Origin of the sequence: Brenneria rubrifaciens, assembly GCF_005484945.1 — a bacterium.
Classification (GTDB): domain Bacteria; phylum Pseudomonadota; class Gammaproteobacteria; order Enterobacterales; family Enterobacteriaceae; genus Brenneria; species Brenneria rubrifaciens.
In genome coordinates this window covers 1,347,101-1,370,360 of sequence record NZ_CP034035.1, presented here as the reverse complement: position 1 = coordinate 1,370,360, position 23,260 = coordinate 1,347,101, and the positions used below count along the sequence as shown (strand labels likewise).

Below are 23,260 nucleotides of genomic sequence, written 5' to 3'. Positions count from 1 at the left end.
GCTTAGGTAACTATTTGGCCGGAGTGGATATTACGAGTATGTTGCTACATTGTCCCTAGTGTTTCAATGCATGGAAGATCTTTTCTGCCAATACGTGTGAAATACCCGGCACATTTGCAATTTCCTCAACGCTGGCGTTCATCAATGGTTGTAGTCCACCCATATATTTCAGCAGAGCCTGCCGCCGTTTGGGCCCAACCCCCTCAACGAACTCTAATGTACTGGTGTTCTTAACTTTAGCTCTTTTCTTGCGGTGCCCGCCAATCGCGTGATCGTGAGAATCATCGCGAATATGCTGGATAACGTGCAAAGCTGGCGAGTCAGACGGTAACACGACACCGTCTCCTGTCGACTCAAAAAAAAGTGTTTCAAGTCCAGCTTTACGATCGCTGCCTTTCGCTACACCGAGCATTAAAGGCTTACGCTTATCCCAAGGCACCTGTAGTGAGTCGAATACAGCCTGCGCCTGTCCCAATTGCCCTTTACCCCCATCGATAACAATCACATCAGGAATTTTTTTGTCATCCAATGCCTTACCGTATCGACGTTTGAGAACCTGAGCCATCGCGGCATAATCATCACCGGGTGTAATGCCACTGATATTATAGCGGCGATACTCTGAGCGTAACGGACCATTTTTATCGAACACGACACAGGATGCCACAGTCTGTTCACCCATAGTATGACTAATATCAAAACACTCCATACGCTTAATTTCAGGCAGTTGTAAAACCTTGGCCAACTCCGTTAGGCGCTGGTGAATTGTAGATTGCTGTGATAACTTCGTCACCAATGCCGTCGCAGCATTGGTACGGGCAAGTTTCAGGTATCGAGCGCGATCGCCACGCGGCCTGGTCTGGATTTGGACTTTTCGGCCAGCGACATCGGTTAACGAATCAGTCAGCAGTTCTTTATCCGGCAGCATAAAATCAAGCAGAATTTCCGAAGGTAAAGTTCGGGCCATACTCCCTTGTAAATAAAACTGCCCGACAAACGTTTGCACTACTTCGCCTAATTCTGTGCCGGCGGGGACTTTCGGAAAATAGCTTCGACTGCCCAACACTTTCCCCTGACGAATAAACAGTACGTGCACGCTCGCAATCCCGGCTTCGAAGGCCACACCGATAACATCAAGGTCTTCACTATTACCGGAGACGAACTGTTTTTCCGTCACGCGTCGGACGGCCTGAATTTGATCGCGAGTACGCGCCGCTTCTTCAAACTTCAGGGCACGACTGGCCGCTTCCATTTTTGTTATCAGTTGGTTAAGAACCTGCTGATCTTTTCCAGACAAAAATAGACGGACATAATCAACTTGTTGCTGATAGTCATCTTCACTCACCAGTCCCGAAACACACGGTCCAAGACAGCGACCAATTTGATATTGCAGGCAAGGACGAGAGCGATTGCGGTACACGCTATTTTCGCATTGCCGCACGGGAAACAGTTTTTGCAGCAGCATCAACGTTTCACGCACAGCATTTCCATTTGGAAATGGCCCAAAATACTCACCTTTGGCGTGTTTGGCTCCACGGTGCACGGCCAGCCGAGGGTGTTGGTCAGCACTGAGAAAAATCATGGGATAAGACTTATCATCACGCAGCAAAACGTTGTAGCGCGGTTGATAACGCTTGATATAGTTATGTTCGAGCAGCAAGGCTTCCGTCTCAGTATGCGTGATCGTCACATCGATCTGCCTGATACTTCTTACCAGTGCCTCCGTTTTACGGCTGGCAACATTGCTGCGAAAATAGCTGGAAAGTCGTTTTTTTAAATCTTTTGCCTTACCGACGTAGATCACCGTTTTCGCGGCATCATACATGCGGTAGACCCCAGGCTGGCTGGTTACCGTTTTTAGAAATGCCGAAGCATCGAAACTGTCACTCACTACTTAACAATGTCTCCGCATTAAAAAGTCCGTGGCGAATCGCAAGGTGCGTCAACTCAACATCGCCACTGATGTTCAGCTTGCTGAACATTCGATATCGATAGCTGTTCACCGTTTTAGGACTCAGGTTCAACTGGTCTGAAATCTCAGTGACCTTTTGCCCTTTGGTGATCATTAGCATAATCTGCAATTCACGCTCAGACAGACACGCCAATGGGGTCTCAGTCTGTGGCTCCAACTGACTTAATGCCATCTGCTGAGCAATATCCGAGGCGATATAGCGTTTACCCGCATGCACAGCGCGAATGGCACAGATAACTTCCTGCGGGGCGGCGGCTTTACTCACGTATCCAGCGGCCCCTGCCTGCATTACTTTAGCAGGTAAAGGATTCTCTGTATAAATAGTTAGCATAATTACTTTTATATCAGGAGAAAATCGCAAAATTTTGCGCGTCGCCTCAAGACCACCGATTCCGGGCATATTCATGTCCATCAAGACAACATCAACAGCGTTGCTACGACACCATTTAACGGCATCTTCACCTCATGACACTTCACCCACAACCTTAAGACCTTTGATATCGTCAAGAATGCACCGTATCCCTGCCCGCACCAGTTCATGGTCATCAACAAGAAAAACGCTAATCAAAGAATAATTCTCCAAAAAAGGAAGTAACACTTACATAAAGATTCGTTTGCAGGTGATACTACGTTGGTTTCTAAAAATAATGAATACTGTTTATAAGAATATGTATTTTTAAATACGTTAAGAAGTAATAAGCATTCAATATCAAAGTCTAACGATAACAATATACTATTATGCTTAACACGTATATTGATCACACTCTTAACATCCAGATTATCACTTGAAGCGCACTGAACTCATGGCTTGCATAGTAATTGATATTAATAAAAAATCAATACCAATCAATGGCATGCAATTGGCATTGATTTCAACATGTCAATAAAAAAACACTATTGTAAGTATCCATTACATCAATACCTTATCATGAAAATCCTCATCCAATATAAATAACACACTCTAAAAAAACATACATGTTGAAGCTTTTATGTATACAGCCAAAAACATTTGAATGCCGATTTAACCTATTAAAGCAGAGAATTAAATATGGCTAAAAATAAGTTAAATGCATAAAAAACAACCATTACATAATGATTATTGATTAATAATCACCGCCATTAATATGCATTATGTTATACTTGCCGCTATCTGATCAGGCTGGCAACAAGGTCATTCAACCTGTAACTGGCTGACTAAAAACACCTTATGCTGTTTATTGTTGAGGAGAAAATATGGGCAATCTAGATTTTTCTACTACGCCTTCCGTAGAAACGTTATCGCACGAAGTAACCTGCCTGAAAGCAACAGTCACACTCTTGCTTAAAGCTATCGGCCAGGCAGATGCCGGCAAAGTGATTATTAATATGGAAAGATATATTGCTCAGTTGGCAGACCCTGAGCAGGCCGCCGTGTTTGAAAACACGATCAAACAAATCAAGCACGCTTACCGTCAATAAGCCCTCGTCCTGAATCCGCTGACGCTTTTTCTTGGTGTCAGCAGCATCTTCTTCTCTCCATGCCATGACGATGTCATAAATGCGCCAAATCTAACTGAGGGCGGCCTTACATCTGCTTATCTAGGTAGTGTCCCGCAATAGATCTTGATTGAATAACGCTTTAATTTTTCATGTAGAGACCGCCATGGCTCGTTACGAACTTCCTGACGTCGCATGGGAACTAATTTCACCTCAGCTTCTCTCTGAACATTCTCAAAAAGCCGGTCATCCTTACGTCGAACACCGCAAGATTATCAACGGCATGTTTGGAGTACTCTGCTTCGGCGCACCGTAGCGCGGTTTGCCTGAGCGCTATGGAGGGTGTGAAACGATTTACATCCGTTTCAATCGCTGGTCGAAATCAGGAATTATCAAACTTATTTTCAACAGGTTGCTTTCAATTGTTGATGAAAATGACTGCCTCGACTGGTCGGCGGTATCACTCGATGGCAGTAACATCCGCGCCAGTCATTGCGCCACAGGCGCTCAAAAAAACATCCCGATATCGCTGACGCTCATGCGCTGGATCGCTCACGAGGCGGTTATCGCACCAAAATCCATCTGGCGACAGACGGACAAGCCCATGAAAGTCAGTACGCACTTCAGCTTCTGGACGGTATCGGCCTAAACCGTAAAGGCGGCTACCCTAAACGTCGGGGAAAAGCCGTTCTTGCTGATAAAGAGTATTCCTCTCAAGTGCTGCGTAACGCCTTGAAAAGACAAGGGATAAAAGTTTTTTTCTTAAAAAACAATGAGAAATCAGCAAATGACAGATGATGTCAAATTGACATGGAGTCATACAAATCCCGCCATGTGGTTGAAAGAAGTTTCGGTTTTTAGAAGAGTGCCGCCGGGTTGCCACCCGTTATGAAAAAACGGTCAGAAACTATCTTTCGATAGTAAATTAGGCTGCATCTGACTTTTCTCAGAGGATTATATAGTTGAGTGATACAGCCTAGACTTCTCAGTTTGAATAAGGGCGCGGCTTCCATCTTTTTATATTGCGTCAACTCTGTCGCCGGCGCCTTATCTATAAACGGTTTTCTGCAATGGCCTTTATTTAACCCACCACAGCCAGCAACTTTTCAAATCCCATGTGACCTCCGGACTGATAGCAGCAATTCACATGGAATCAGCCAGGTAATATCAGCAACCATAATGTTTTGTTAACACCCAATCCTCGGCAAGTACCGTTCATGGAAAGCGCTCTGAGTATAGCACTTCGCTATCAATGTAAAGCGCTGGTGGGGGAAAGTTACCCTTTTCCAGATACCGCCCGCCACCGTAAGCGTTCTCTTCTTTTATTCTGCATCATGAACAGGAGTGCATAGAAATGACTTTTTTATTGCATAATGGCGATGCATAGATAAAGCAAATACGATGGTTAGGAATTTTGCCTAAGATTAAACTGAACTGTTCGAAATAGAAAAAAAAGTCAAAGACGCTGTAAATTTAATACTGAGGATAAAGAAGGAGGAAAAACAGAAATAATATTGAAAAGATTTGGGAAAAATACAGTAATGCATTGAGATTGTTGGTGGGTCGTCGGGGGCTCGAACCCCGGACCAATTGATTAAGAGTCAACTGCTCTACCGACTGAGCTAACGACCCAACGACGTGGATTATTCCCGTCTAGCTGGCAACTGTCAATATGCCGTTCATTCGGTAATGACTTAAAAGCGTTCCTTTGATAAAGTATCCACTTTAAGGATACGTTTTATGACAGTCACTATTGAAGTTGCCTGCCGATATTGTCAGCAAACAGAAACCGTTAGTAAGCATGGCACGGGAAAGGCTGGATTTTCCCGATATTACTGTCAACATTGTCGCCGTACTTTCCAGATTCACTACCGTTACAACGCACATAAGCCCGGAACAAAAGAAAAAATTGTCGATATGGCGATTAATGGCTCCGGGGTCAGGGATACAGGACGAGTTCTGAAAATCAGTATGAACACCGTGATGAGCACATTAAAAAACTCGCGCCGCCACAAGTAACAAGCAAACCCATCGTCTATGACGATCTCACCCGGATTTGTGAACTGGATAAGCAATGGTCATTCGTGGAGAATAAAAAACAGCAGCATTGGCTTTGGTATGCATGTGATACGAGAAGAAAACAGATTGTTGCCCATATAATTAGTCCGCGCACGGATGAGACCTGCCGAAAACGTCTCGATTTGTTAAAACCTTTTCATATGGTTTTTTTCACCACCGATGAATGGGGCAGCCACACACGAGAACACGAGAAAAAGCGTCAGCCCCCCTAACAGGTAAGATATTCATGCAGCGAATTAGCGGCACAACCTTAATTTACGCATTCAAGTTAAACGTCTGGCAAGGAAAACAATCTGCTTTTCCTGTTCATTTGAAATAGATGAAAGAGTCATCGGTGCTTGCATTGAAAAACACCATTACAACGCATTTGAGTCATAACCCGTTCATTCAAGGTAAAAAATACACAAAATTATGCATACACTGTTCACTCCATTTATCTATGCCCGTGATCATTGAAGATGCTTGATTTTATGTATTAAGGAGATCATGCTTTCCAGCATGAAAATATTTTTCACTGATGAGCAAAAAACCAAACTTGAACGTCTGCACGGCACCACCCGTGATGGCCGTATCCGTGATCGCATCAAAGCGGTTCTTCTCACTTCTGAAGGCTGGAGTTCGGCCATGAAGGCGCAAGCCTTGCGCCTTCATGAAACCACGATAATTCATCACATCAATGAGTTCGTCAACAAGCGTAAACCTAAACCTGAAAACGGTGGCTCTGACAGCATGCTCAGTGTCAGTCAAACAGAGAGCCTAATCAGCCAGTTATCTCAACATTTGTTCCATCATACCCGCGATATCGTGGCTTATATTGAACAGCGCTGGGCAACCCGCGTCAGTATTCCCGGCATGAACAAGCGGCTGCATCGCCACGCTTTCACCTATAAGAAACCGTCAGGTATTCATCATAAATTCAGTGAGGGAAAACAGAAGCGGTCCATTAAATATTATGCGAATTTAAAAGAAACCGTCGGTGATGAACCGATTCTGTTTCTTGATGCTGTCCATCCGACACAGGCGACCAAACTCAGTTATGGATGGATAGCAAAAGGTCATAAAAAGACAGTAGAAACAACAGGAAGCCGTACCCGCCTGAATATTCCGGGCGCGCTGAATCTGAACGATATCGGCGGTACGGTCATTCATGACTATAAAACCATTAATGACTACAAAACATCGGGTTCCCTGACGTCCTGAATTCACGATCGTTTTCAGGTACTTAAACCTGCATCTTGAGGTTTATTGGGTATAGTTCGCTCACCATAAAGAGTCCAGTATTACGCTATTTTAATCCACATCAACATTCGTGAATGAGAGACACTCAAGAGTCCAAAACGTCACTGATAAAAAAGGAAATTTTATTAAATGGTAGACCAATCAAAAGAGCTTACAAACCTTGCTCCCCTACCCGAAGCTGAAGAGCTAAAACGCAATCTGACCAACCGGCACATCCAATTGATTGCCATCGGTGGCGCTATTGGTACAGGACTGTTCATGGGGTCGGGCAAAACCATCAGTCTCGCGGGACCTTCGATCATCTTTGTCTATATGATCATCGGCTTCATGTTGTTTTTTGTCATGCGCGCTATGGGAGAACTGCTACTATCCGACCTGAACTATAAATCCTTCAGTGACTTTGCCGCCGATTTACTTGGCCCCTGGGCTGGTTTCTTCACCGGCTGGACATATTGGTTCTGCTGGGTTGTCACCGGCATCGCGGATGTCGTCGCAATCAGCGCTTATGCACAATTCTGGTTCCCGGACCTCTCGCAGTGGGTATCCTCGCTACTTTGCGTGCTTTTATTACTCACCTTGAATCTGGCGACCGTGAAACTGTTTGGCGAAATGGAATTTTGGTTCTCCATGATAAAAATCGTGGCCATTGTCGCCCTTATTATTATTGGTGTCGCGTTGGTGAAGATGCATTTTCTTTCGCCGTCAGGCTCAGTCGCGTCGCTGAGCAACCTATGGAATGATGGCGGGATGTTCCCCAAAGGCCTAAGTGGATTCTTCGCCGGCTTTCAGATTGCGGTGTTTGCCTTTGTCGGCATTGAGTTGGTAGGGACTACTGCGGCGGAAACAAAAAACCCGCAGATCGTTCTGCCAAGGGCCATTAATGCGATTCCAATCCGTATCATCATGTTTTATGTGTTCGCGTTGGTGATGATCATGTCGGTCACGCCATGGAGCGCGATTGCCCCCGATCGCAGCCCATTCGTCGAAATGTTTATCCTGGTGGGTTTTCCTGCTGCTGCCAGCGTGATCAATTTTGTGGTACTGACCTCTGCGGCCTCGTCGGCAAACAGCGGTGTGTTTTCCACTAGCCGGATGCTCTTTGGTCTGGCAAAACAAGGAGATGCACCTAAGCGCTTCTCCACGCTGTCTAAACGCGCTGTGCCTTCCGTGGGCTTGACATTTTCATGTATTTGTCTGCTGTCCGGGGTGGTGTTGATTTACCTGATTCCGAATGTCATGACCGTCTTTACTTTGGTAACGACCGTCTCTGCCATATTATTCATGTTTATCTGGAGCATCATACTCTGCGCTTATCTGGTGTACCGTAAAAAACGGCCTCAGTTGCACGTCAGTTCTAACTACAAAATGCCATTGGGTATTTTCATGTGCTGGGTTTGTTTGGCGTTCTTCGCCTTCGTTATCATCCTACTTACCTTACAACCCGATACCCGACAGGCTCTACTTGTCACGCCACTCTGGTTTATTTTCCTGACAGGTACCTATCAGGTTATTCGTAAGAAAAAACAAACTCAATGAAATAAACGGGAATGATTATAGTTTAATAGAGGCGCTGATTAACAATCAGCGTCTTTGCTTCTGAAATGAATTTTTTTCCGAATACTTCTTTTCCAAACCTATGAGAAAATTGCCATTATAAATAAATATCAGACAAATAATATAACTATGAAATATGTCGCCATCCATTCTGGCAACATAATCAAATCAGTCTCTCAATGAGAAATTTGTAATAAGGTTAATATTTCGAGCTAATAATTCGTCAGCTAAGCACCCATATTCCGCAGCACGCTGCGTCTCTTCCGCCAACTCACTTTCCACCCTCCTCGATAAATCATTCAGCTTATCGTCATCCAATGTTGAAATGATTGCAGACACCAATATTTCCAACGACTTAATTTTGGCATGAAGTTCTTTTTCTCCAATCTCTTTCTCTGCCAATTTTATTAAAAGATGAGAGAGAATGTTATTCATTTGAACTCCTTGATCAAAGAAACCGCTGTCATACACACCATAATACACCAACGTAAAGTTGGCATATAAGAGGTAGAGAAAACATAACAAGGATTAATGTAACACCGGAACTAGTCGCACCGCTAGTACCTATCGCAATTTTGAGTTCAGCGTGTTCATTCTATTATGGTAACGATGAAATGGCAGAGAAATGAATAATCTTATTAAAAAAATCAAAAAGCTTTTTTATTTTTTAGCCGACCATTACATAAATGGCCGGCTATCTAAAATTTATACGTTTACAGACTGCCTTACCCCATTAACTGCACTCTTCGCTTGCTCGCATTGAGACAAAATAGTTTGTGCATGCGAATAAAGAATTTTCCCCGCTTCTGTGGGTGTAACTCCACGTCGGCTACGTACCAGCAACTGCTTTTCAAGCTCACTCTCCAGCGTAGCGACCTGCTGGCTTAGCGCTGGTTGCGCAATGTGCAACAACTCAGCAGCCTGTGTCAGGCTACCGATATCAACGATCTTCACAAAGTATTTGAGCCTTCTAAGATTCATTATCTGCCTCCTGAGTAGTTACCCTGAAGAGATAGCAAGAACCGCGCCATATTTTGTACTTATTACAATGGAAAGGCAGTACACACTTGATAAGCCACGAGTAAAATAAGGAAAACAAATGGTTCACATGTCAACGCAGGCTATCAAGCCGTAAATAACCGGGCTTTTTCCTCACCCACTTATGCACCATGCTAATGCAGTCACTGCTATTTCAAGGTGCAAAGACAATCCCCCCTTGAAGATGACCTTATTAGGTTATAGGACGCATAACTTGCGCTGTAATTTCAACATGTTGATTATTACTTCAACAATTAGCCCCCCTAACGTATAACTCTCTTTGACAAGGTGAAATGCGCCCGCTATTATCCCCCGCAGTCAACCGATTCCTCTGTAGTTCAGTCGGTAGAACGGCGGACTGTTAATCCGTATGTCACTGGTTCGAGTCCAGTCAGAGGAGCCATTTTCCTGTTTTCATGCATCCTTGCGAATCCCTATTTGTACATTGATTCAACAGGTTAGCGTGAAAATCCTTCCCGATGCGTTTCTAGTTTTCCCTCCGCATCGGGAAAAAATGGTGGTCAGATTTGGGGTCAAGTTGGTTCGATGACGGAGTGACCCCCAAATGTCTCTTAACGACTCAAAAATCCGCAACTTAAAATCATCCGCTAAACCCTTCAAAGTTTCCGATTCTCACGGCCTGTACCTTTTAATCAATCCAGGCGGTTCACGTCTCTGGTATCTCAAATATCGTATCGACGGCAAAGAGTCCCGCCTCAGTTTAGGCGCTTATCCTAATGTATCGCTGACCGACGCCCGGCAACAACGCGATGGCATCCGCAAGATGCTGGCGCAGAATATCAACCCGGCGCAACAGCGTGCCGCTGAGCAGGCGGCGCGTTCACCGGTTAAGCATTTCAAGACCGTGGCGCTGGGCTGGCATAAAAGCAATAAAACATGGTCGGAGAACCATGCCGCCCGCCTGCTTGCCAGCCTGAACAATCACGTTTTCCCGGCGATGGGTCATCAGCCGATAACGGAACTCAAAACCCGGCACTTCACCGTCCTGCTGAAAGGTATCGAAGAAAAAGGCCTGCTGGAGGTGGCGTCCCGTACCCGACAGCACCTGTGCAATATTATGCGTTACGCAGTTCAACAAGGATGGGTGGAAAATAATCCGGCGCTGAATCTGGTCGGCGTAACGGCTCCGCCGGTCAGGCGCCATTATCCGGCCCTGCCGCTGGAGTGTCTGCCGGAATTGCTGGAACGCATTGAAGGCTATCGGCAAGGCCGGGAGTTAACCCGGCTGGCGGTACTGCTCACCCTGCACCTGTTTATCCGTTCCAGCGAACTGCGTTTCGCAAGGTGGAGTGAAATTGATTTCAAAAACAGAATCTGGACCATTCCCGCTACCCGCGACGCTATTGCCGGCGTCCGCTACTCCGGGCGTGGCGCGAAAATGCGTACGCCGCATATCGTGCCGCTGTCCAGGCAAGCCATCGATATACTGAAGCAGATTCAAGCGATTTCAGGCCATCTGGAACTGGTGTTTCCCGGCGACCATAACCCGTATAAACCCATGTGCGAAAACACAGTCAACAAAGCATTGCGACTAATGGGCTATGACACCAAAAAGGATGTCTGCGGTCACGGATTCCGCGCAATGGCGTGTAGCGCATTAATGGAGTCAGAGCGTTGGTCGCAAGATGCCGTTGAGCGCCAGATGAGTCATCAGGAACGCAATAGCGTGCGGGCGGCCTATATCCACAAAGCCGCCCATCTTGAAGCCCGCAAAGCGATGATGCAGTGGTGGTCGGATTATCTGGGTGCATGTAAGGAAAATTATGTACCGCCGTATATCTGGAGCCAAGAAAATAACCATCAGGCGGCCTGAATCAATAATGGCGTGACAGATAAATAATATATAAGCAGTATCTGTCAAATCAGATACTGCTTTTTATATGTGCCTGAGTAATGACCCGGTTAGGCCCAAAATAACTATTACGGACAGCTGGCTTAAATCACGCAGCGCAAAAAAATGTGGTTTTTCTCGGGCGGGCTATGCAGGAGGTTCATTCGTGACAAGGTGTAAAGTAATCAGGCCAGCGTCGACCCCAGATTCATTCGTGCGATCCTGAGCAACTGAGCCGGTTCTGCGCCGGTCTGGGCGAGCACCCGCAGGCCCGAGACCACGGTGACAATCAGTGTAGCCACATCCTCTGGCAAGGATTCGGGGCGCACGCTGCCGTCGGCTTGCCCAACTTTCGCGGCCTGAGCCAAGAGAGAAAGACGGCGATTCAGGTCATGGTCCAGGATCGTTTGCACCCGGCGATCACTCAGCCGTATATCCGGCGACATTAACGTGTGCACAGTCATACACCCAGCCGCACGCCCCTCCTTGCGAGCCTCCCGCTCCTCGTCAATAACCATCTCGACGATCCGCCACAACCGCGTACCGCCATTAAGTTCAGCATTAGTGAGTACCGCTTCCTGCCGTAGCGTTACGACTTCGACGTATCGACGCAGGGCTTGCACGAACAGCTCTTCCTTCGAGGTGAAGGCATTGTACAAACTGCTACGGCGCACGCCAGCGACTTCGCACAGCCGCTCTGTAGAAGTGTCAGCGAAACCATGAACACGGAACTCTGCCGCCGCAAAGTCCAGTACCGTCTCTGTATCGAATGAACGTGGTCTACCCATGACGTGATATTAGCATATTCTGTATAGTAATATACAGAACTCGTACTCAGCGATCGTATCCAACAGGGGCCGCGCGAGAACGCAGACGGTCTATTAGGCTCGATGCTGGGCTGACGCCACCAGACTCGCCCGATACTGCCCTCATCGACATCAAATTTACCTCACTCAATCGTGGAACGTTTAGAGTTCATGGCGCTTAGGCGGGGGTGTTGGCCGGATGCCTACAGGACGGTCACACTCGTAAGCACTGACAGGCTCGATTCTTACAGTCGAAACTCGCATGGCGACTTAAAGATACTCCAGTGCCTGGGCCCTGGGCATAGAACCAGGTGATCTCCGACCAGAACTTCGCCGTCGAGCCATCCGAGTTCGAGAGTGCAGCTACCGCTGCATTGCACGTTGCCGGACTTAGGCACCTCATGCAGTCGAGGCAGCGGCTTTGCCCCCATGTGCGCAGACTACAGTCACGAGAATCACTGGAGGCGTAGGACATCTCGCCGTCCAGTTCCCCCTCAAAGCTATGAGTGCCCAATCCTACAGCCTTCGTTACATATCATCTGGCACAACGTCCGGCCCCGACTTAACACTCGCCAAAAAGTCAGGATGATTCAGACACGTTGCTTTTTCTGGATTACAAAGTACAATAAAATTGTTTTTGTATTTTAAAGTACAATACTAAGCAAATATGAGGGCTCTGGTTTTACCAAAGGTGGGACCGGTACTGCGAAACAACATCAAGTTGATCGGAGAAGCCAATGACATTGCAGGACTATCGCGTCCAAACAGACGCTGAGCTAAGCACACGAGTAGTCGACTATCGTAATCACCGTGAGATCGAGCAGTTGATTACTCACGGGTGGAGGTACGTTGGGGGCCAATGCTGGGTGACCTCTTCTCCTGAAAGCGAAGAATCCGACTCCACTGGACGTAAGACTTTTCTGCCACGTCTGTCGGAGTCCTGTATATGCGGTGATGGTTTGGTCCTGACCTATCCGGTTCTAGAAGATATTACCGGCCTGTATGCGAACGAGTTTGACGACGAGGTCCAGCGCCACTCTATCTTTCCACCAGCTTCCTCGGCAGCGCTGGAATCAAGGATCGTCGGGGCATATGCGGGCTGGCGACTCGGAGATTCGACGTTCTTGGTCGGGCGTCGCGATTTCAACGGTGTGGCTTTGACGACATTGTCGGTCCGTCGTCTGGGTCCGCCTGGCGTTCTGGATGTCGGATACTCGACGATGAGCGCCTATCGCGGAAACGGTTACGCTGCACACACCCTGAGGCTATTTACTCAGTGGGTCTTCAACGCTTTCAGCGTCCAGAGAATCGAACTGGGCATCAAGCCGGGCAACGCTGCCTCCGTGTCTACCGCACTCAAGGCAGGGTACCACTTAGAGTCCGTTCGCCGTTCCCGATTGCGCAACGCTGATGGGTCTTTCGACGACGAGCACTCGTATGTAGCGCTCAAGGATGATCATATCCGTGCCTGGAGGTACCAGCCATGAGTCACCTAACGGGCAACAATGTCAGCGAATTCGCCTACTCCGCACCGGGAGAAATTCTTGAGCCCAATGACGTGCTTGAGGTTCAACAAATAATTAAGTCTCGTTCCAGTGGTCTGAAGCGACCGCTGCGAGTGGTATCCAGTGGTTACAACTGGGGACTGGGCTCAGCCTCAACCCCCGGCCCCGTGACCGATATCATCAGTCTGTACCGTCTTAAATCGATCCGGGAGATTGCGGAAGATCGAGGGTATGCCGTCATCGAGGCTGGGGTCACTCAGGAGCAACTGAGCACAGCCTTACTGGGAAGCTGCTGCTACTTGAACTGTACGGCATCCAGCGCCAAGACCTCAGTCATCGGCAACATCATGGATCGAGGCGTTGGATTGCACGGACAGCGAACCCAAGACTTGCTCGGAATCGAGGTTGTCCTACCCGACGGTCGAATAGGTACAGTCGGATGGTGGCCCGGCGTTGGGTCTCTAGCCGCCAATCCTTTGGGACTCGGCCCATCGGCCCTCCACTTGTTCACCCAGTCAAATTTTGGCGTCGTGACTGCTGCCTCCGTGCGCCTGCGGCCTCGGCCATCACGGCGGAAAGTTATCACCTTTACGGTTGAGCCAGGGACCATTCGTACGGTCGTCGACCACGTGAGAGAACTCGTGCGCGATGGCGTACTCAGCGGGGTCACAAAAATCTACGACCACGAATCGAGTGCACTCTATGGCGCGCGGGAGGCACGGATCGCTATCCACACTTGCATTGATGGCCCCGTCCCCATTACTGAAGCAAAGCTTGATGTGATGTGGCGCACCCTGGCGGATGTCGACCCACAACGAGTGTCGGATGACTTCGTTACCAATGATCCGTTGATGTCGGCTGTCGCGCGTCTCTATGACGGAGACACGCGCAGCAGCGAGATTATCGTCCGCAACGCGTTGAACGCCTCCACTGAGGAGGCCGACGAACATGGCAGCGGCTGGATTTTTGCTTTGCCTTTCGTCCCGATGCGAGGAGACGACGTCGAGAAAGCGATCCAGATCGTCCGCGACGGAGTCACCGGGACCACTATCCGCGCGGGTACAACCGTCAACGTACTCGACCATGACACTGTCGATCTCGTAGTCGCCATATCTTTCCACCGCGACACGCAAGGCACCGCAGCGGCTCATGCGGCTTTCGATCACATCGTTGCTGCACTAGTCACCGCTGGCTATGTGCCCTACCGGGTGGATACCCGACATGAACGCGCCGATTACGCCGACGCGGGCAGAGGACTTGACGCCGTCATCGTCGAACAAGTCAAACGCCTGCTTGATCCCCAAGGTGTGCTCGCTCCCAGCCGCTACATGGCAGATTCGCGCATTGTTGATACAGAAACTTCTTGCAAGCCCGAACGCGGGGTCGACGGGAGAACGAATGCAACGTGGAAATCGGGAGATGACTCACGATGAAAGACGTTAATCAACTAATGACGACTGCAAGTACCCAACCGGGCCAAGGAGGAAACGCATGTTAGACACGATCCTACGGCAACAAGACGACTACTTCTTCGCTGGTGACGAACGTCTGGCTTCAATCCTGGCATGGATTCGGAACTATGCCGACATGCTACGTATCTATGGACGCGAAGCGCGACTCCATGCACGCCTCTCATCGGCTTGTGTGGAACTGTTGCGCGCCGGCGGGTTGTTCGACCTCGCTCTCCACGTCGACAGGGGAGGCAAGGGTTTGACATCAGCGGCACAGGCACGCGCACTTGAAGAACTCGCCACGATCGACGGTAGTATCGCCTGGTGCGTGATGATCGGTATGGACTCTGGAATCTACCAAGGTTTCCTGTCGCCTGAGGTCCGTGCTGAGGTGTTTCCACATCCCGGAATCATCAGCGCCGGGTGGATACACCCGCAAGGGTCGGCCATCGACCTGGGTGACGGCACCTGCCGAGTTAGTGGTCGCTGGCAGTTTGGGTCCGGCATCGACAACGCCGACGTCATCTTCGGCGGCGTCCGTTTCGCAGCCAAGGAAAGCCCCAACGACTGGACCTGGCGAATCGCCATCTTTGACAAGGCTGACGTCCAGATCGAGGACTCCTGGAACACTTGGGGTCTACAAGGATCGGGCAGTCAACATTACCACGCCGACAACATTATCGTCCCACTCAAACGCACCATCGCGTTACTCGACCCGAAAGTCGCAGGTCCGCTGAACCGGCCGCACGATGGCATCGTACGGAAGATGGCCGGCATTCCACTTGGCGTCGCCGTGGGCGCGCTCTCGACAGTGGTAACGGAAGTCGGCAAGAGAGTCACTGCGCTCCGAACTGCCAGAGAACACCCCAATGAACGCGTGCTGCACACCATTGGACGACTCACTGCGGAACTGGTGGCGCTCCGCTCCGCCGTCTATAGCACACTGCAATCCGCCTGGAATATCTATAAGGAAGAGAGCACGACCCTAGATGAACAGAGCGCTGCTCTTGTCGCCACTGCGGCGATCCGTCAGCGGTCATTCCAGACGTCTCGAACCCTCGTGATCGCTGCTGGCGATCTACTAGGAGCCCAAGCAGTCTACACAGCCACTGGGGACCTTGGCGCTCGACTGAGCGACCTCAACGTCATGACCCAACACGCCGTTGGGCAAGAATCACTTCTCGACCTTGCTGGCAACCGTATCCTTGGAGGTGAAGCCTCCGGTCCGATCATTTAGGAGGCTGACAATGCCCATAATCAACAATGAGGAAGTAGGAGCTCCAGTCCCACAGATCTTTCGTTTAAACGACGCTGAACAAGTATGGCTCAGCAGCGACGTCTATACCATCACTGTACCAGGCGAGGCAACCTGCGGAGTGCTCTCTGTTACCGACGCCTGGGTGCCACCTAGCGGCGGACCACCACCGCACATTCATATCGACGCGCTGGAAATCATCGTAGTCCTGGACGGAGCCATCACCGTCGAATTGGATGGTCGCCACGAAACAGCGACAACCGGTGATGCTGCCGTTATTCCTCCTGGAACCGTTCACCATTTCCTGAACCACACTACAACACCGGCTCATCTGCAATTCCTCTTCACTCCGTCCGGAACAGAGGCGTTTTTCAGGGAAGCGGGAACCCCAGCGGAAGCAGCCTACCCCATACCTATCGCAACAGATGAGGACAACGCCAGGGCAGCAGAAATAGGACTGCGGTTCAGCCTTCACCCAGCGCCGGATAACATCAGATAAAGCCGAAAATTCGGCACCTCTGAGAGTGCCACATCACGGCAACAACCCCAAACTATGAATGGAGTAAAAAATGACTCAGACCATACGCCCCGAGGTTACCCCAGCCCACCGAGCTAAGACGGCCCTCATAACTGGCGGCAATCGCGGAATCGGAGCTGCCATCGCAGCGCAGTTTGCGCGCGCAGGTTACACCGTAGCGATAACCTACCGGAGTGGGAAGAAGGAGGCAGAGGACACTGTTCACCATATTACCCACGAGTCCAAGAGTTCGGTCCACTCTGTTCACTTAGACTTGGAACGTGAGCACACCATCTCTCCGGCAGTCGACGAAGCCATCAAGGTATTGGGCGGTACTGTCGATGTGCTTGTAAACAATGCCGGATATGCTGACATGAGCGCCCCCGAGTTCATGTTTATCTCGCATGAAATTCTCACGCGCACAATCCAGACTAACATCGTCGGACCGTTCCTCGTCACACAAGCCGTCGTTCCGCACATCCCCCGGGGAGGTGCAATCATTAATATAGGCAGTTGCTTAGGTTCACGCGTGCCCACGTCAGGACTCAGTTCATATGCAACCAGCAAAGCAGCCATCACCGGTTTCACCCGCGGCCTAGCCCGTGATTTGGGTGCGCGGGGGATTCGAGTCAATGAGATAGCTCCCGGTTCAATTAACACTGATATGAATCCCCAAGATGGACCGTCTTCGGACTTTCAGCGGGCCAGTACGATTCTGGGCCGATACGGTGAGCCGTCCGAAATTGCGAGCGTCGCAGTCTTCCTAGCAAGCGATGAGGCGTTATACATCACTGGCGCCACTCTCGCTGTAGATGGGGGGACTAACGTATGAGCAAGGATTCCGGGGGGGCCAGCCGCATATATGAGAATCTAATCATGCGCCGGGCGATTCTTGTTGGCACCGCCGGGGTCGCATCAACTATCGCGATAGCGATCTCGCTGACGTCAGGTACAACAAATCTATGCATCAATGGCATGAACTGTACTACAAGCGTAACTATCCACGGCTCCAGCAGGTCAAGCGAGCATCGGATCCTAAAAACATTTTCCGTCATTCCCTCTCGATTCGAAGTTAAACACGACTGCATGGAGACAGTAATCCCCTTGCCGAAACAGTGTAATTTTTAATCCCAATAGCAATCCGGATAAAACGCCGGAGAGAGGACTCAACGTATGCAACAGTCACAAGAAATTAAGAAAGTTCCCGGTGCCGTATATATATTGGCAATCGGGATCTTTGCCATGGTTATGAGCGAGTTCGCTGTCGCAGGACTCATGCCGCAACTGGCAGCGGGTTTTAACGTAACCATCGCCCAGATTGGTTATCTCGTCACCGTGTTCGCCGTTGCTATGGCCGTCGGTGGGCCTGTGTTTGTCTTCCTCCTCCACCGAGTACCACCGAAGACGAGTCTACTCACCATCCTCGCAGTTTTTCTGATCGGCAATATCATTGCGACCTTCGCATCAAGCTACGGCGTTATGGTCGTGGCACGCATTGTCACAGGCGTTGCTTCACAAGCGTTCTTCGGTGTCGCTATTTCCCTGTGCGCGCGTCTCGTTGATGAAAACATCCGAGGACGGGCTATTGGCGTCGCAATGAATGGACTCATGCTCGGGACACTTCTCGGTCTTCCTGCGGCCACGCTGGTCGGTGAACGTTTCGGCTGGCAATCGGCCTTCTGGGCAATCGCAATTGCCACCGCTTTGGCAGGCATCTTGACCATGTTCTTCGTCCACAACCCACGTTCTGAAGGTAAAACACCGGAATACCCCCAATCAATCAAGGAACAGGCATTGGTGTTCATGCAACCTCAACTGATCCTGGCGCTTCTTTCAAGTACACTCATCATCGGTGCCACTTTTGCTGCATTTAGCTTCTTCACCCCAATTTTGACGGAACTCTCTGGATTCGACCTTGGTACTGTCCCATGGCTTCTATTAGCCTACGGCACCGCTACGGTCATCGGAAACAGCATCGTGGCCCGCCTCGCAGATCGCCACACTGTCGTGACGCTTCTTGGCGGGACAATCCTAAACGCGCTGTTCCTCACCGGACTCGCATTGTGGACTCAGATCGCCCCCGTCGCACTTATCTTCATGATCGCTATCGGTCTGGTCGGCGTCACAATGAATCCAGCCATGACGATCCGAGTGCAGCGCGCAGGAAACGCTTCACCACTGATGAATACCGTGCATTCATCCTTTATCACCCTCGGGATCATAATTAGCAGTGCGGTAGGCTCATCGTTGATTGATCACTACGGCCTCCGCTCGACTCTTATTCTCGGCGTTGTGATGGCGATTCTGGCAATTCTGGCGATTCTGCCGGCCATGGCCAACTCGTATATCCGTACAGGAAAGAATGACCGGAGCTTGGCATAGTTGTGGGGCTATTTTGAACGGCACCGGTTTTCTTGGATACCAGGCTGTATCCTGAAATTTATGTTCGCTGACTGGCGGAGAGAGAACGCTCTAATGTGTGCACAGCGCATATTAGTGCCCCTATTGCAGCAGTCCGCAACCATCCTGAAGCAGATTGAAAAGATTTCCGACCATCAGGAACTGGTATTCACCCGGCGTCCACAATCCCTATAAACCAATGAGTAAAACACGCTCAACAAATTCCGCAAAGCTGCACATCACATATGTTGAATCCCACAATATGATGCAATGGCGGTCGGATTACTTAGATACGTGCCAATAAGCGTATGGAACTCATATATATGGGGAATAAATGACATTAGTAAATGACCGAGCTCTTAAATAACACTTTCATTAATTTGAAGGAGACTTGTCTTATGAAAAATAACAAACACACATTGAGTTATTTTAATAAAACCCCTGAGTGGCTAACTATTCGAGAAGCTGTAAAAACAGCTAAAATACTAACGAATAAAAAAATAACAAAGAGCGACATTTACCGTAATGCCCTATCAGGAAATATCTGTATCTCCATCTATTTTCAATCTCCTGTTGTTTTGCGAAAGGTTAAGGAATCAGACCACAAAATAAAAATAAAATCAATAGATGACTCACTAATCAATCGTCTCTGCCTACTCGAAAGAAAATGTTTTCTTAATGGAAAAAAAACTAATAATCAGTACAGAGGGTGAGTATATCTTATCTAATTTCCCGATTCTCGACACAACATTGGCAGGATACGAGTATGTTTTAATACAACGTTTGCTATCTCGCCACCTTGGCATTCCACTACCTGAGGAAGGGGTAAAAAATATCAACTATGGTATTTCCGTCAACCTGTCAGGTGAAACATTCCAGTTATTCGAGAAGCTCACATGGGAGGAGAGAATAAATAGGCAAATAAACAAGCTGCCTGAGAAAATCGCCCCGAATATTTATGAGAATATATCATCTCAACAAATGAGGGGGTTTTATCAAAGCGAATATTTCCCGATTCATAATTTACCGCCAGATGCCTGTTTCGTCGTTAGGTTTACCGAGCTTGAGAAGTTAATCCACATGCCCATCAAAGGCCAACCCATCACGGCTTCAACACGCATATCCACGCCACTGTCCCGCCTGTTCTGGCTCGCCTGCAAACATAACGAGGCTATCAGTCCGTTAATCAGGCAACCCTATAAGCTCTTATCCATTTTCGAGCAATGGGCCTCTGACGAAGGCATCACAGACAGATTCAGCGGCGACACGCTGAAAACAGCGCTTGAGCGCGGCTCGCCTACATCTGTTTCGGCATCAAAAAGATGATAGTTCTCCGATATAAAAACCCGTATTAAGGACTCTGCTACCCGTAATACGGGCTTATCAACTTTATCCCCGCCGCGGCTTTGTGTTGTCGTGTCATCTCCGGGCAAACCCCTCTTTGCTACAGGAGAACACCGTGACATCCCATCAATTATTACGTCTGAAGCAGGTTGAAGAAAAAACCGGCCTGAAACGTTCGCAAATCTACCTCTATATGAAAAGCGGTCGCTTTCCCCGCTCCATCAAGATCGGCCCGGCCAGCGTGGCCTGGCTGGAATCTGAAGTGGACGAATGGATCAGCCTTAAATTAGCCAACCGCTTAACGCGCTGAAGGGAGAAGCCGAATCATGATCCCGTCACTGAATTACGCCATATTAACCGATGCCCTGCACGCGCTGAAGGAGGGCGATATTCGTCACTGCGAAGCGCTGGGGTTTACGTTCGATGAAATGAACGCCCTTAATCAGTTGTCCCTTGACGAACTGTTTATCCTCAGCCGGGCGTCGGCGCAGTTTATGGCCGTCAGCGTTCGCCATGATGCGCTACGCCAACTGTTGGCGCTGTCGCGACAGGAAGTTCAGCGCCAGCAGCAGATTAACCGGGCCATCCGGCTGGGCGGCTCGATTACGCTGCTGAACCGCTATTTCGGCCTCACCTCCAATGAAATCTGCGTGCGCCGCCGTTTGCTGGGCATCGCGATCCCGCAAGGCCGGACGCCCATCCCGGATGAACAAACCGACGCCGAGATCTGGCGGCAATGGCAAAAACGCCGCGTGGCGAACCTTGAATCGCCCGAAGCATTGACGGCGATGATGCAGGTCACCGAGGCGCTGTCCGCGCCGACGGCAGGACCTTCGCTGACCAGCGTCTGGAATCGCATCACGCTTTGCGAACGGGAAGCGTCGGACAGGAGGGGGTCGCATGCCGGATGAGATCGATCGCGACCAGGAATTTAACGAGCAGCGGCTGGAAGAGATGATCGAACAGAGCCGCTTCAAACCGGCACCCACGCCGTCACTGTTGCATTGTCGTTTCTGCGGCAAGCCTATTCCCGAGAAACGGCGGCAGACGTTGCCGGGCGTGACGACCTGCACACAATGCCAGGCAAAAATTGAACGCCGCAGGCGATAAAAACGCGCGGAGAACAAGGATGTTCCGCACGCTTTTTATTTTTCTTCAGCAAGAACATCCTGATTTTTACTATTGGCAAGAGTGTCGAAAAAAATAAAAAACCAAACTAATTCTCAAAAAAATATTCCCCGCAAGATAAAAATCAAAATCACATCAAGATAATTTCCCGTCTTTTTTCTTTTATTTTCCAGTTTGAGTTTCTTGTTACCCGCCTGAATCAGAAAGCGCACCCTGACCACGTCGATATTTGCCGACGATGTTCAGGACGTTTATTTCACCGGGCCAGGATTGCCTGAATACGCTCTTTAACAATCGGGATCGGGCTGTCACGCAACCACAATTCAGGGTGCCGCTGAATGTTCTCGCTGACCCGTTAAAACCGGAATGCAGGATCGGGATGTGACCGATGTTTCACGCGCTTTTTTATCAGAGGAAAAATCATGCGAAAACCCCTATATCACGTCTTCGTCACGCAGGAAAGTCAGCCCGATGCGCAGGGCGAAAAAAGCACTTACTGGACCAAAGTCGGCGTCGCCTTCGCCCATCACGGCAAACCCGGTCTGAATGTGGTACTCACCCCCGGCATCGCCGTCTCCGGCAAGCTGGTGCTGCTCGAGCCCAGAGAGGACAGCCCCGCGCCGCAAAATATTGCCGCCGATTAATACGCTTCCCGTTCCTTTCTGTCGCAGCCCTCCTGTATTTACCCTTCTGAGGTCGCCATGCTTTCCACCTCCGCCTTTCTGGCGGCGGCCATGCAGTGCGCCGCCAGCGTTCACCCGGCCACCGCGCTCGACGTCGCGCGGGTGGAATCCGGTTTTCACCCTTACGCCATCGCGGAAATCGTGCCGAAGCCTCGGCGCGCGCCCGGCGGCCATGGGGTGATTTCTCATTATCCCGCCGACAAGGCGGACGCCGTCGACATCGCCAGCCGGTTGACCGCGCAAGGCCGCCGCTATTCGGTCGGGCTGATGCAAATCACCAGCAGCAATTTCCGTCGCTACGGCGTCACCGCCCGCGAGCTGTTCGATCCCTGCGTCAATCTGTCGGTCTTCGAGCGCATCCTCACCGACTGCTACCGGCGCGGCGGCTCCCTGCAACGCGCGCTCAGTTGCTACTACTCTGGCGACTTTAATCGCGGCCAACGGCCGGAAGCCGCCTTTAACCGCACCAGCTATGTCCAGCGTATCGGCTATGCCGTCCCGTCGACGCGGGAAGAGAAACGGCGCGGCCCAACCGACAACGCCATCCCGGCAATCCGTTACCCCGCCGTCGTCCTGCGCGGCGACGCGGCCGGTCTCGCCACGCCAGCGCCACCGTCCTTGCGCTACCCGAACGCCGTTATCCGCGGCGCGTTACCCATCCCTGAAACTGATAAGGAGAAATGACGATGAAAAAAGGTAAATTCTGGTCCGCTGTTACCGTCGTATTACTTTCCTCGCGCGTACTGGCGGCTGGCGGCGGCTTTAACAAAGCCAACGAGACGCTGAGCAATACCTCCACCGGCCTGCTGGGGCTGGCCGCCGTCACCATCACGCTGGCGACCATGTGGATCGGCTACAAGGTGCTGTTCGACGGCAAGAGCCTTTCAGACATGCGCAACGTCATTATCGGCGCCATCCTGATTGTCGGCGCGTCCGGCTTCGGCGCCTACTGGGCCGCGTAGGG

General features: G+C 49.9%; 19 protein-coding genes, 2 tRNA genes and 6 pseudogenes. 21 read left to right on the top strand and 6 right to left on the bottom strand.

What is annotated here, in order from left to right; all coding sequences use genetic code 11:
* Positions 1-55: 55 nt before the first annotated feature.
* Both uvrC and uvrY read right to left on the bottom strand, forming a co-directional pair.
* Positions 56-1,888: an excinuclease ABC subunit UvrC gene (uvrC, locus tag EH207_RS06405; RefSeq protein WP_137713223.1), complete on the bottom strand. Its 1,833-nt coding sequence runs from the start codon at positions 1,886-1,888 to the stop codon at positions 56-58.
* Positions 1,881-2,537, bottom strand: a pseudogene (gene uvrY, locus EH207_RS06400) (UvrY/SirA/GacA family response regulator transcription factor). Before uvrY ends, uvrC begins: the two are co-directional and overlap by 8 nt.
* A gap of 665 nt (positions 2,538-3,202) precedes the next feature.
* On the opposite strand from uvrY, the gene EH207_RS06395 reads away from it, so the two are divergent.
* Together EH207_RS06395 and EH207_RS06390 are read left to right on the top strand one after the other, a co-directional pair.
* Positions 3,203-3,427 (top strand): DUF2594 family protein, encoded by a 225-nt coding sequence (locus EH207_RS06395; RefSeq protein ID WP_137713222.1) that lies wholly within the window; start codon positions 3,203-3,205, stop codon positions 3,425-3,427.
* Between the two features lie 184 nt (positions 3,428-3,611).
* Positions 3,612-4,385 (top strand): annotated as a pseudogene (locus EH207_RS06390) (IS5 family transposase).
* A 616-nt stretch (positions 4,386-5,001) separates the two neighbouring features.
* Here EH207_RS06390 and EH207_RS06385 read toward each other — a convergent pair.
* A tRNA-Lys gene (locus EH207_RS06385) sits at positions 5,002-5,077 on the bottom strand.
* Positions 5,078-5,185: 108 nt separating this feature from the next.
* On the opposite strand from EH207_RS06385, the pseudogene EH207_RS06380 reads away from it, so the two are divergent.
* From EH207_RS06380 to cycA, 3 genes and pseudogenes are all read left to right on the top strand, one after another.
* Positions 5,186-5,902: pseudogene (locus EH207_RS06380) on the top strand (IS1 family transposase).
* Positions 5,903-6,022: 120 nt separating this feature from the next.
* A pseudogene (locus tag EH207_RS06375) lies at positions 6,023-6,697 on the top strand (winged helix-turn-helix domain-containing protein); the annotation flags it as partial.
* 195 nt (positions 6,698-6,892) lie between these two features.
* Positions 6,893-8,299 carry a D-serine/D-alanine/glycine transporter gene (gene cycA / locus EH207_RS06370; protein ID WP_137713221.1) on the top strand — a complete coding sequence of 469 codons (1,407 nt, stop codon included), beginning with the start codon at positions 6,893-6,895 and terminating at the stop codon, positions 8,297-8,299.
* Between the two features lie 186 nt (positions 8,300-8,485).
* Here the strand turns inward: cycA and EH207_RS06365 are convergent, their stop codons facing one another.
* Complete coding sequence (locus EH207_RS06365) at positions 8,486-8,752, bottom strand: sigma-S stabilization anti-adapter protein IraP (protein WP_137713220.1); 267 nt, start codon at positions 8,750-8,752, stop codon at positions 8,486-8,488.
* 279 nt (positions 8,753-9,031) lie between these two features.
* Positions 9,032-9,298: pseudogene (locus EH207_RS06360) on the bottom strand (LysR family transcriptional regulator); the annotation flags it as partial.
* A 384-nt stretch (positions 9,299-9,682) separates the two neighbouring features.
* Here EH207_RS06360 and EH207_RS06355 point away from each other — a divergent pair.
* Positions 9,683-9,758, top strand: a tRNA-Asn gene (locus EH207_RS06355).
* A 162-nt stretch (positions 9,759-9,920) separates the two neighbouring features.
* Complete coding sequence (locus EH207_RS06350; RefSeq protein ID WP_137713173.1) at positions 9,921-11,189, top strand: tyrosine-type recombinase/integrase; 1,269 nt, start codon at positions 9,921-9,923, stop codon at positions 11,187-11,189.
* A 203-nt stretch (positions 11,190-11,392) separates the two neighbouring features.
* Here EH207_RS06350 and EH207_RS06345 read toward each other — a convergent pair whose 3' ends face one another.
* Positions 11,393-11,995, bottom strand: coding sequence for a TetR/AcrR family transcriptional regulator (locus EH207_RS06345; protein WP_137713172.1), 603 nt, complete (start codon positions 11,993-11,995; stop codon positions 11,393-11,395).
* A gap of 977 nt (positions 11,996-12,972) precedes the next feature.
* Here EH207_RS06345 and EH207_RS06340 point away from each other — a divergent pair.
* The 14 genes and pseudogenes from EH207_RS06340 (at position 12,973) to EH207_RS06275 (ending at position 23,258) form a co-directional block, all read left to right on the top strand.
* Positions 12,973-13,500: a GNAT family N-acetyltransferase gene (locus EH207_RS06340; RefSeq protein WP_175413649.1), complete on the top strand. Its 528-nt coding sequence runs from the start codon at positions 12,973-12,975 to the stop codon at positions 13,498-13,500.
* Positions 13,497-14,951: an FAD-binding oxidoreductase gene (locus tag EH207_RS06335; RefSeq protein ID WP_137713170.1), complete on the top strand. Its 1,455-nt coding sequence runs from the start codon at positions 13,497-13,499 to the stop codon at positions 14,949-14,951. Before EH207_RS06340 ends, EH207_RS06335 begins: the two co-directional genes overlap by 4 nt.
* 58 nt (positions 14,952-15,009) lie before the next feature.
* Entirely contained in the window at positions 15,010-16,206 is a 1,197-nt protein-coding gene (locus EH207_RS06330; protein ID WP_137713219.1) for an acyl-CoA dehydrogenase family protein, read from the top strand.
* A gap of 10 nt (positions 16,207-16,216) precedes the next feature.
* The gene (locus EH207_RS06325; protein ID WP_137713218.1) at positions 16,217-16,723 is read left to right on the top strand and encodes a cupin domain-containing protein; all 507 of its coding nucleotides are present in this window, start codon (positions 16,217-16,219) and stop codon (positions 16,721-16,723) included.
* Between the two features lie 70 nt (positions 16,724-16,793).
* The gene (locus EH207_RS06320; protein ID WP_137713217.1) at positions 16,794-17,573 is read left to right on the top strand and encodes an SDR family NAD(P)-dependent oxidoreductase; all 780 of its coding nucleotides are present in this window, start codon (positions 16,794-16,796) and stop codon (positions 17,571-17,573) included.
* A 130-nt stretch (positions 17,574-17,703) separates the two neighbouring features.
* Positions 17,704-17,817 (top strand): BBE domain-containing protein, encoded by a 114-nt coding sequence (locus EH207_RS18590; protein ID WP_425456718.1) that lies wholly within the window; start codon positions 17,704-17,706, stop codon positions 17,815-17,817.
* Positions 17,818-17,914: 97 nt separating this feature from the next.
* Positions 17,915-19,123 (top strand): MFS transporter, encoded by a 1,209-nt coding sequence (locus EH207_RS06310; protein WP_137713216.1) that lies wholly within the window; start codon positions 17,915-17,917, stop codon positions 19,121-19,123.
* Positions 19,124-19,539: 416 nt separating this feature from the next.
* Positions 19,540-20,467: pseudogene (locus tag EH207_RS06305) on the top strand (hypothetical protein).
* A 133-nt stretch (positions 20,468-20,600) separates the two neighbouring features.
* The gene (locus EH207_RS06300) at positions 20,601-20,795 is read left to right on the top strand and encodes an AlpA family transcriptional regulator (protein ID WP_009113423.1); all 195 of its coding nucleotides are present in this window, start codon (positions 20,601-20,603) and stop codon (positions 20,793-20,795) included.
* 16 nt (positions 20,796-20,811) lie between these two features.
* On the top strand, positions 20,812-21,396 hold the full coding sequence (locus EH207_RS06295; RefSeq protein ID WP_175413652.1) for a DUF2857 domain-containing protein: 585 nt from the start codon (positions 20,812-20,814) through the stop codon (positions 21,394-21,396).
* Complete coding sequence (locus EH207_RS06290) at positions 21,386-21,595, top strand: TraR/DksA family transcriptional regulator (RefSeq protein WP_121554687.1); 210 nt, start codon at positions 21,386-21,388, stop codon at positions 21,593-21,595. Before EH207_RS06295 ends, EH207_RS06290 begins: the two co-directional genes overlap by 11 nt.
* 440 nt (positions 21,596-22,035) lie before the next feature.
* On the top strand, positions 22,036-22,257 hold the full coding sequence (locus EH207_RS06285) for a hypothetical protein (protein ID WP_137713214.1): 222 nt from the start codon (positions 22,036-22,038) through the stop codon (positions 22,255-22,257).
* A gap of 57 nt (positions 22,258-22,314) precedes the next feature.
* Complete coding sequence (locus EH207_RS06280; protein ID WP_137713213.1) at positions 22,315-22,980, top strand: lytic transglycosylase domain-containing protein; 666 nt, start codon at positions 22,315-22,317, stop codon at positions 22,978-22,980.
* Positions 22,977-23,258 carry a TrbC/VirB2 family protein gene (locus EH207_RS06275; protein ID WP_137713212.1) on the top strand — a complete coding sequence of 94 codons (282 nt, stop codon included), beginning with the start codon at positions 22,977-22,979 and terminating at the stop codon, positions 23,256-23,258. Before EH207_RS06280 ends, EH207_RS06275 begins: the two co-directional genes overlap by 4 nt.
* Positions 23,259-23,260 lie beyond the last annotated feature (2 nt).